Annotated in this window: 1 pseudogene; it reads left to right on the top strand. The window is 63.0% G+C overall.

From position 1 onward, the window contains the following. A pseudogene (locus SB816_RS30525) lies at window positions 1-283 on the top strand (lytic transglycosylase); the annotation flags it as partial. Between the last annotated feature and the right edge of the window lie 44 nt (window positions 284-327).

Here is a 327-nt window from a genome sequence, read left to right as displayed (position 1 = left end):
TGGCGCGATCCGCGCGCGGGTCGCTGCGGGCCGTTGCGATTTCGATGTCGGAATCATGCAGGTGAACTGGTGCTATCACCGGCAGCGTTTCGCGTGGCCGTGGGACGCGCTCGCGCCTGCGATCAACATCCGCGTTGCCGAATCCATCCTCAACGAGAACTACCGGAACACGCGTTCGGTCGAGAAAGCGATCGCGTACTACCACAGCGCGAACCCCGCACCGGGCAGCGCCTATCTCGCGCGTTTCGTGCGTCACCTCAACCAGATCAACGCCGGGCTATGAAGCACACCACTATCCGCATGGCGATCCTGAGCGCACTTCTGGCT

This window comes from Achromobacter sp. SIMBA_011, from assembly GCF_046535435.1.
Taxonomy (GTDB): domain Bacteria; phylum Pseudomonadota; class Gammaproteobacteria; order Burkholderiales; family Burkholderiaceae_B; genus Achromobacter; species Achromobacter dolens.
This window is presented reverse-complemented; position numbering and strand designations above follow the sequence as displayed.